This window comes from Nocardiopsis coralliicola (assembly GCF_054779695.1).
This window is the reverse complement of the sequence record NZ_BAAGXT010000086.1, coordinates 1-8,706: the sequence shown is the minus strand read 5'-3', so window position 1 is coordinate 8,706 and position 8,706 is coordinate 1. Positions and strand designations below refer to the sequence as shown.

Sequence of the window (8,706 nt, the reverse complement as noted above, 5' to 3'; positions counted from 1 at the left end):
GGGAGGCGGCGCGCGCCGAGCACAGGCGCGGCGGCGGCGACCTCGACGTCGGCGCGGGCGCGCCGGCACTGCGCGAGCTGGCCGAGCCCGCGCGGTCCGCAGCCGCAGAACTGGAGCGGCTCGGCACCCTGCTGCGCACCGACTACCCGGAGGCGCTCGCCGCACTCGATGCGGCGCTGGCCGACGCGGCACGCACCACCGCGGCCCGCGAGCAGGCCGAGGAGGAGGCCCGGCGGGCGCACCGCGCCTTCGCCGAGGCGCACGGGGTGCTGGAGACGCTGCGCTCCTCGCTCGGCGCGGACGCCGAAGAGGTCGGCGCCCGGGTGCGCGCCCTGACCGCGGAGCGCACCGAGCTGGCCGCCGCGGCGCCCAAGGCGCAGACCGAGGTGGAGGACCGGCTCACCGACAAGGTGCGGGCCGAGGAGCGGACCGGGAAGGCGGAGTCCGCCGTCGCCGAGGCCGGGGGCGTGCTGGCCGAAGCGGAGGACGCGCTGACCGACGCCGCCGAGGTGCCCGGCGTGTGGGAGGCCGCCACCGGCCTGCTGGAGGTGCCGTTCGAGCGCGACGACCTGCGGTCCGCGCTGGACGGGGTGCTCGCCGAGGAGGCGGCCGCCGGTTCGGCCGCGGCGCTGGAGCGCGACCTCATCGCCCGGATCCAGACTCTGCAGACCGCGCTGGCCGGCACGCACGACGTCCAGATGGACCGGACCGAGGGCACCGACGTGCTCACCGTCGCGGTCAGCGACGAGACCGGCACCGCGCCGGTTGCCTCCACCGCGCGGCTGACCGCGGCGCGGCTGGAGGCCGCCGAGCAGAACCTGACCGACGGCGAGGAGCGGGTCTTCGAGGAGTTCCTGCTCGGCGACGTCGCCGAGGAGCTGCACCGGCAGATCCGCGCCGCGGAGGCGCTGACCCGGCGGATGAACGACGTGCTGGAGGGCGCGCACTCCAGCCAGGGTGTGCGCGTCGAGCTGACCTGGGAGCCGGCGCCGCACCTCGACCCGGCAGAGCGGTCGGCGTTCGGCCTGGCCAAGAAGTCGGTGGCGCAGCGCACCCCGGACGAGAACGACCGGCTGCGCCGCGCGCTGATGGACCGGATCCGCGCCACCCGCGCGGAGGGCCGCAGCAGCGGCTACACCGAAGTGCTCGGCGAAGCGCTGGACTACCGCGACTGGTTCGCCTACCGGGTGCGCATCCACGACACCGGGCCGGACGGCGCGCCGCGCGACCGCCGGGTGCGGCAGCTGTCCTCCGGCGAGACGCGGCTGGTGTCGTACGTGACGCTGTTCGCGGCCAGCGCGGCGTTCTACGACGCGCTCGGCAGCGACCTGGAGGGGCCGCTCCGGCTGGTGCTGCTGGACGAGGCGTTCGAGCGGCTGGACGACCCGACCATCGCCCGCCTGCTGGAGCTGCTGGTCGACCTCGACATGGACTGGGCGATCACCTGGCCGTCCGGCTTCGGCGTCTCCTCCAAGATCGACCGGATGCACATCTACGACATCCTCAAGCGCAAGGGCGCCTGGGGCGTGGCCTGCGCCCGCACCACCTGGACCGGAACCGGCTTCGAGCGGGCCGCGTGAGCGCGCCGGGCGGCGCGGAACCGGGTCCGGCGCAGGAGCCGCCGGGCACGATGGCAGTGTCGGTCTTCCGGTTCTACAGCGACGCCCGGCTGAGCGGCTTCTGGGCGAAGGTGCGCAGCGAACTGGAGAAGCCCGGCACGTGGCAGCGGCTGCACTCCGGCGGCGGCGTGAAGCGGCCCGTCCCGGTCGACGCCGACCGCCGGGTCGCGCTGCTGCCGGGGCTGCCGCGCAACGGCGTCCCGGCCGGCGCTGCTGAGGTCCGTATCGACCTCGCGGCCCTCCACCGCAAGCTCGCCGACGACTACGGCACCGGCCTGCCCGAGCTCACGGCGGCGTGCGACGGGCGCGGACCGGTGGTGCCGAAGCAGCCGGCGGGCGCGGCGCGGGCGGAACGGGTGGCAGGCGTGCGGTCCGGCTATGCGGCGGCCCTCACCGAACACGGTCTGGACGCCGCCCCGTGGGCACCGGCGTGGCTGGAGTGGCTGGTCCGCGGCGTCAGCGCGGAGCAGGCCGAGGTGCGCGCCGGCCTTGCCGGGGACGCCTGCCGCGTCCTCGCCCGGATGCACCTCGACCCCGCCCTGCCGCCGTCCGCGGTCACCGCGAAGGTGGAGCTGGCGCAGCACACCGCAGCCGGATCGCACGGACTGGACGGCGGCCGCCGCGGGCCGCTGGCCGACATCGTGCTGCGGGCGGCGGCCCTGGCGCACCGCGCAGCGCACCCGGCGACGCGCGAGGAGGAGAAGGCGCTGTGGGAGCGGTGCGGAGTGAGCGACGCGTCGGCGGCGACCACGGTGCTCGCCCGCGGACTGCGCTTCGCCTCCGGCGGCCGCTGGGCCGCGCACCTCGCTGAACGGGCGGACCTCGGACTCGCCCTCCACCTCGACGGCGGCGACCTCGCGTGCGCTCGCGCTGCGGCCCGGGACGGAGCCCTGATCGCCCCGGGCACGATCGTCTGGGCCTGCGAGAACACCCACGTGGTGGAGGCCGCGCGGAGCGCGGGCGCGCAGGCGCCGCTGCTCTGCCTGTCCGGGCAGTTCTCGGTGCTGGCGCTGCAGTGGGTGCGGCTGCTGTCCGAGGCCGGCGCCGAGGTCCGCTACCACGGCGACTTCGACTGGGGCGGGCTGCACATCGCGCGGCGCGTCCTGGAGCTCCCGGGCACGGCGCCGTGGCGGATGGCCGAGGACGACTACACGGCGGCGCTCGCCGCGCGCGACGGCGGCGGCCCGCACGCTGGACTCCGCGCCGGGAATGGCTCCTCACCCTGGTCAAAGGGGCTGGCGCCGGCCATGAAGGAGGCGGGCAAAGCCGTCGAGGAGGAACGGCCCGCCATTCTGCGGCTGCTCCTCGCCGATCTCGGGGCGAAGTAGGGCGGGCGCTCGGGAGTGGCGGCGGGCGTGCGGGGAAGAGGGGGAGAGAGGCACGCTCCGCACCGGCGGGGCGGCGAGCGGGACCGCTAACAGGCGGGCGCCGCGGGGTATTCCCGGCGGACGCTGTCGGATGGCCGACAGCGGGCCGGAAGCGGCGCTGCTGATAGGTTCGTGATCAGCGGTTCGAGATCGCTCACAGCCCAATCACCAGACGTGTCAGAGGAAAGGTGCGTTCATGTCCGCGCCCTATTCGCTTCCCGAACTGCCCTACGACTACGCGGCGCTTGAACCGTGGATCTCCGGACAGATCATGGAGCTCCACCACGACAAGCACCACGCGGCGTATGTGGGCGGCGCCAACACGGCGCTGGAGAAGCTGGCCGAGGCCCGCGAGAAGAACGACTTCGGCACCGTGAACATGCTGGAGAAGAACCTCGCGTTCAACCTCGCCGGCCACGTGAACCACACCGTGTTCTGGCCGAACCTGTCGCCGGACGGCGGCGACAAGCCCGAGGGCGAGCTCGGCGCAGCGATCGACGACCAGTTCGGTTCGTTCGACGCCTTCCGCGCACACTTCACCGCGGTCGCCACCGGTGTCCAGGGCTCCGGCTGGGCCATCCTCGCCTGGGACGCGCTCGGCCAGAAGCTCATCATCGAGCAGCTCTACGACCACCAGGGCAACCTGGCGGCCGGCTCCTACCCGCTCCTCATGCTCGACATGTGGGAGCACGCCTTCTACCTGCAGTACAAGAACGTGAAGGCGGACTACGTCAAGGCGTTCTGGAACGTCGTCAACTGGGCCGACGTCCAGGGCCGCTTCGACGACGCGCGCAAGATCGTGCTCGGCTAGCGAGTGCAGCGGCCGCAGCTGCGGCCGAGTGGAGGGGCGGTGCCGCGGCACCGCCCCTTTTCTGCTGGACGGCCCCCCGGCCGCCGCCGGGTGGGCCTCGGCGCAGCGCCCTACCGGCCCGGAGAGCCGCTCAGTGCGCGGCGGCGAGCAACCCGAGGGCTTCGACGGGGCTGCCGGTGACGGGGTGGCCGGTGGCCTCCAGCCGGCTGCGGCTCATCATGCCGCTCGCCACCAGCAGGGCGCGGGCGCCGGCGCCCTCGGCCGCGCGGGCGTCGTCGTCGATGTCGCCGATGAGCACCACGGTGGCCGGGTCGATCCCCTGGGCTCCGAGGTGGGCGACCAGGTGCTCGGCCTTGGAGTCGTCGGGTGCGTCGTAGGTGCGCCCGTCGACGCGGGTGAAGCGGCCGTCCAGCCCGCGCTCGGCCACCATCGGCACGACGTGCGCGTGCGAGGCCATCGACAGCAGCGACTGGGTTCCGCCGCGGGCCGACCAGTCGTCGAGCACCCGGGGGACGCCGTCGGCCAGCCGGCAGGAGGGCAGCTCCGCGAGGTAGTGCGTGTCGTAGTCCTCGTTGATCCGCGCCCACGCGTCGGCCGGGAGCGCGCGCCCCAGGTGCTCCTCGTAGCAGTCGATCAGGGGGCGCCGGAAGACGCTCCGCCAGTGGTCGAGGTCGACGGGCGCGCGGCCGAAGGGGGCGCAGGCCCGGTTCAGGGCGCTGAGGTTGGCGTGGTTGTCGTCCAGGAGCGTCCCGTTCCAGTCCCAGACGATGTGCCGGACTCCGCCGAGGTCCCCGTTCCGCTGCGCGCTGCTGTTCTCTGCCACCCCGGCATCCTAATGGCCGCTTTCGGGCGCTGGTCGGCCCGGGCCCCGGCGGGGGCTCTGGACGCGGCGGTCCGGGTCGGTTCTGATGGCAGCGTCCAGCCCGCCGCCGAGCCCGGCGGAAGGCCCCGCACTCGCGAAGGACGCGCCATGCGACCATCCCCCTCGGCCGCCCCCGCCCGCAGCTCCACCGCCCGCGGCGCGCTGCGCGGCGGCACCGCCGCGGCGCTCGCCGCGGTGACCGCCGCCTCTCTCTGCTCCCCCGCCTCAGCCGACGTCCTGCCCGGCCTCACCGTGCAGGACGGCCGCACCCAGCCCGTTTTCGACTACGCCGACGCCGTCTACGAAGAGGTCGACATCACCACCGGCGCCGACAGCGACGGCGACGGCGAGCCGGACACCGTCCGGCTGCGGCTGATGCGGCCGGGCGAGAGCGGCGGCGCCGTCAAGGTGGCCACGGTGCTGGAGCCGAGCCCCTACTGGGCGGGCACGCACGAGCCGGAGATGTACGAGGTCGACCTGGACGACGACGGCGCGGGAACGGTGCCGCCGCGCGGCGGCGGGCCGGGCCGGTCCGGCCTCACCGCGCTGGCGGAGGGCGGCGCGGCGGGTGCCCAGGACACCCCGGACCACCTGCCGAACTACTACGACAACTACTTCCTGCCGCGCGGCTACGCGGTGGCGCAGCTGGACAGTCTCGGCAGCGGCTCCTCGACCGGCTGCCCCACCAGCGGCGGCGCCAACGAGACGGCGGGCGTCGAAGCGGCGGTGGACTGGCTGAACGGGCGCACCGAAGGGCGCACACCCGGCGGGGAACCGGTCACCGCGGCCGACTGGTCGACCGGCGACGTCGCCATGACCGGCATCTCCTACAACGGGACGCTGCCGATGGCGGCCGCCACCACCGGCGTGGAAGGACTGCGCACCATCGTTCCGCAGGGCGCCATCTCGTCCTGGTACGACTACTACCGCAGCGGTGGCGCCGTCACCGCTCCCGGCGGCTACCAGGGCGAGGACGCCGACGTCCTGGCCGAGATCGTCACCACCCGCGAGGGCGCCGAGGCATGCGGCAGCGTGCTCGACGGCGTCACCGAGGACCAGGACCGCGCCACCGGCGACCGGAACCGCTTCTGGGCCGACCGCGACTACCGGGACGCGCTGGGCGGGGTGAGCGCCAGCGTCTTCCTCGCGCACGGCCTCAACGACGACAACGTCAAAACCGACCAGGCGCTCCGCCTCTGGGAGGCGCTGGAGGAGACGGGTGTCGAGCGCCGGCTCTGGCTGCACCAGGGCGGCCACGTCGATCCGATGCGGCTGCGCATGGACGCGTGGCTGGACCGGCTGCACGCCTGGTTCGACCGCGAGCTGTACGGCATCGGCGGCGGCTCGGACACGCCGCCGGTCGAAGTGGAGGGCGCCGGACTGGCGTGGAGCGCGGAGAAGGAGTGGCCGGCCGAGGGCGCCGAGCGCGTGCGGCTCGGGGCGGTTCCGGGCGGTGCGGACGGCAGCGGCGGTCTGACCGAGGGCCGGCAGCGGCCGCCCGGGGCGGTGGAGGGGTTCACCGACCGGGGCCGTACCGAGACGGCCGAGGAGCTGGCCGCTGACCCCGGCGAGGGGAACGGCGGGGCGCTGGTCTACCGGACCGGGCCGCTGCCGGAGGACACCCGGCTGAGCGGAGTTCCCGAGGTGGCCGTGCGGGCGGCGATGGACGGCGCATCGCCGCACCTCACCGCGCTCCTGGTGGACTACGGCACGGACACCCGGCCGACCGGCGGTGTTGCCGCCGGGGGCGAGGAGGTCTGCTACGGCGCGGGCGTCCCGGACGACCCGGGCTGCACCGTTCCGCTCACCCACGTGACGGAGGAGTCCGACTTCGCGATCGTGACGCGGGGCCACCTGGACGCCCGGAACCGGGTCTCGGAGTGGCGCCAGCAGCCCGTGGTGGCGGGCCGCGAGTACCGCTACTCGTGGGAGATGCTGGCCCAGGACTACGTGTTCAAGGAGGGCCACCGCATCGGCCTGGTGCTGATCTCGACCGACCACGGCTTCACTCAGCGCTACCCGTCGGGGACCGAGGTCGCGGTCGATACCGCGGACACCTCCGTCACCCTTCCGCTGGCCTGAGCCGGGCAGCGGGCCCGCCGGACCTGCAGCTCGGCCCCGGAGCGGGTGCGCGGTGCGGCCGACCGCCGTGGCGCCGTGCGCGGCGGGTGCGCAGGCGGGCACAATAGGCGGTGGACACCCCGCGGTCCCCTCAGATCCCTCGCGGCACCGGCTGCAGCGCGCGGGGCGGTGCCCCGGCTGCAGCGCGGCCTGCCCGGGAGACGATGCATGCGCACCCATACCCCCGCCACCCACAACCGCGAGGTGATGCAGCGCGAAGCGGAGCGGCGCGGAGTCGAGATCGACTGGACGGCCGAGCCGGACGGAGTTCCGGAGGGCCTCCGGCATTCCGCGGCGTTCGTCGTCGGCCGCGGCTGGTGCGTGTGGGCCAGCCACGCCGAAGACCCGGTCGTGCTGCCCTCCGAGCGCGACTGGTACCCGCTGGTCCTCGTCGGCGACCGGTGGGAGAGCACCGGCTGGAGCGGTATCCGCGTCTCCGTCTAGTGCGTGTTGGGTGGATGGCGTTCACCGCGAGCGGGCTCGGCGGTGCACCCGTCGCACGGTCGGCGAATGAGTCAGGGCGGGGTTTTCCTCCTCGATTGCGGAGAACGCCGCGAGGGACGGGCCAGGGCGCAGCACAGGCGCCGGCGCGCACCGCCGCCCCGGTCCGCCTCCGCCCGCGGGTGTGCTCCGAAGGGGCCGGGCCGCGGACGGCTACCCGGCTGCGGTCCGTTCCGCTCGGCGGCGCCGGCGGCGGAGGACGGCCCAGATGCCGACCCCGACGACCGCCGGCAGCACGACGAGGACGAGGATCGGCACGGCGATCGCGAAGACCGCCATCGCCGCACTCGCGATGTCCTCCAGCACGCTCACCACGGGCGCCGCGACGCCGAAGCTGACGGCGTTGAGGACGGGGCGGGCGAGCGCCTTCAGCACGTGCAGGACGAGGGCGATGCAGACGCCCGCGGCGATCGGCCAGATCTGCCCCCCGCCGGCCTCGGCCGCCGCACCCGCTGGTCCTGCCGCCGCGCCCGCCGAGGCCGCTGCGAGGTCGGGGGTGAACGCCGAAGCGCCGGCCCCGAAGGTGATGCCGCCGGAGGTGGGGCGGACCACGGTCTGCACGACGTCGTTGACCGTGTCCACCGCGGGGATCTTGTCGGCGAAGAACTCGAGCGCGAACAGGACTCCGAAGGCGCCGATGGCGAGCGGGTGCTCCAGCCACGCCCACGCGGCGGGCAGCGGCAGCACCTCGGTGTAGCGGGAGAGCAGGCCGACCAGGAGCAGCGGGATGTAGGCGTTGAGCCCGGCGGCGGCCGCAAGGCCGCTCCCGGTGAGCATCGACAGCATTTTGGGTCCCGCCCGCTTTCCGCCGCCGGCCGGTTGCCGGTCGTGCGCGCCGAGGCTACGCGATGGCGGGACCCGCCGTCAGCCCCGCGTCCGCACCCCGTGCACAACGGCCGCAACCGGCCCCGGACCGCAGGGCGGCGGGAGCAGCGGAGCGCCCTTCGCCCGAGCCGGCCCCGGCTGCGGGCCACCCCCGGCGCCGGCTCCCGGCGCCCGCCGGACCGGCCGCAGTCCGCCGGCGGCGCCGGCGGCGACCGCGCACGTCACCGCCTCCCGGTCCGCTGCGGCGCGGCACCGGGAGCTTCCGCTGCGCCGTCCGGAGCTGCAGCGCACCCCCGCGCGGCAGCGCCCCCACCGCCGGTCACCATCCGGCGCCGCCCAAGCCGTCCGTGCCGCGGGGCAGCCGGACAGCCGCGACCGGAAGGCTGAGGGCCGGCTGCCGACCTCCGTTCCGGAGCACAAAACGCACCGGGCAGCCTGCCGCGGAGCAGGACGGCCCGCGTGGCGGGACCGGCCCCGCCACGCGCGCGGACACCCGTCCGGACCGCCCTCGGCCCGGCGGGGTGCGCGGGCGCCGGGCTCGGCCGCAGCGCCACCGCAGGCGCCCGCACCGCTCCGGAGGAGAGCCCGGCCGGCGGCGGC

At 75.4% G+C, this 8,706-nt stretch carries 7 protein-coding genes; 5 read left to right on the top strand and 2 right to left on the bottom strand.

What is annotated here, in order from left to right; translation table 11 throughout:
- The 3 genes from ACYVGT_RS27885 to ACYVGT_RS27875 form a co-directional block, all read left to right on the top strand.
- Positions 1 to 1,580: SbcC/MukB-like Walker B domain-containing protein (locus ACYVGT_RS27885; RefSeq protein WP_460863797.1), on the top strand; the 1,580-nt coding region annotated here is incomplete at its 5' end.
- 50 nt (positions 1,581 to 1,630) lie between these two features.
- Entirely contained in the window at positions 1,631 to 2,947 is a 1,317-nt protein-coding gene (locus ACYVGT_RS27880) for a DUF2399 domain-containing protein (protein ID WP_460863795.1), read from the top strand.
- 235 nt (positions 2,948 to 3,182) lie between these two features.
- Positions 3,183 to 3,797 carry a superoxide dismutase gene (locus ACYVGT_RS27875; RefSeq protein ID WP_460863793.1) on the top strand — a complete coding sequence of 205 codons (615 nt, stop codon included), beginning with the start codon at positions 3,183 to 3,185 and terminating at the stop codon, positions 3,795 to 3,797.
- A 130-nt stretch (positions 3,798 to 3,927) separates the two neighbouring features.
- Here the strand turns inward: ACYVGT_RS27875 and ACYVGT_RS27870 are convergent, their stop codons facing one another.
- On the bottom strand, positions 3,928 to 4,620 hold the full coding sequence (locus ACYVGT_RS27870; protein ID WP_460863790.1) for an HAD family hydrolase: 693 nt from the start codon (positions 4,618 to 4,620) through the stop codon (positions 3,928 to 3,930).
- Positions 4,621 to 4,767: 147 nt separating this feature from the next.
- Here ACYVGT_RS27870 and ACYVGT_RS27865 point away from each other — a divergent pair, with 147 nt between their 5' ends.
- Positions 4,768 to 6,741: a Xaa-Pro dipeptidyl-peptidase gene (locus tag ACYVGT_RS27865; RefSeq protein ID WP_460863788.1), complete on the top strand. Its 1,974-nt coding sequence runs from the start codon at positions 4,768 to 4,770 to the stop codon at positions 6,739 to 6,741.
- A gap of 207 nt (positions 6,742 to 6,948) precedes the next feature.
- Positions 6,949 to 7,224 (top strand): hypothetical protein, encoded by a 276-nt coding sequence (locus ACYVGT_RS27860; RefSeq protein ID WP_460863786.1) that lies wholly within the window; start codon positions 6,949 to 6,951, stop codon positions 7,222 to 7,224.
- Between the two features lie 210 nt (positions 7,225 to 7,434).
- Here the strand turns inward: ACYVGT_RS27860 and ACYVGT_RS27855 are convergent, their stop codons facing one another.
- The gene (locus ACYVGT_RS27855) at positions 7,435 to 8,058 is read right to left on the bottom strand and encodes a DUF4126 domain-containing protein (RefSeq protein ID WP_460863783.1); all 624 of its coding nucleotides are present in this window, start codon (positions 8,056 to 8,058) and stop codon (positions 7,435 to 7,437) included.
- Positions 8,059 to 8,706: the final 648 nt, after the last annotated feature.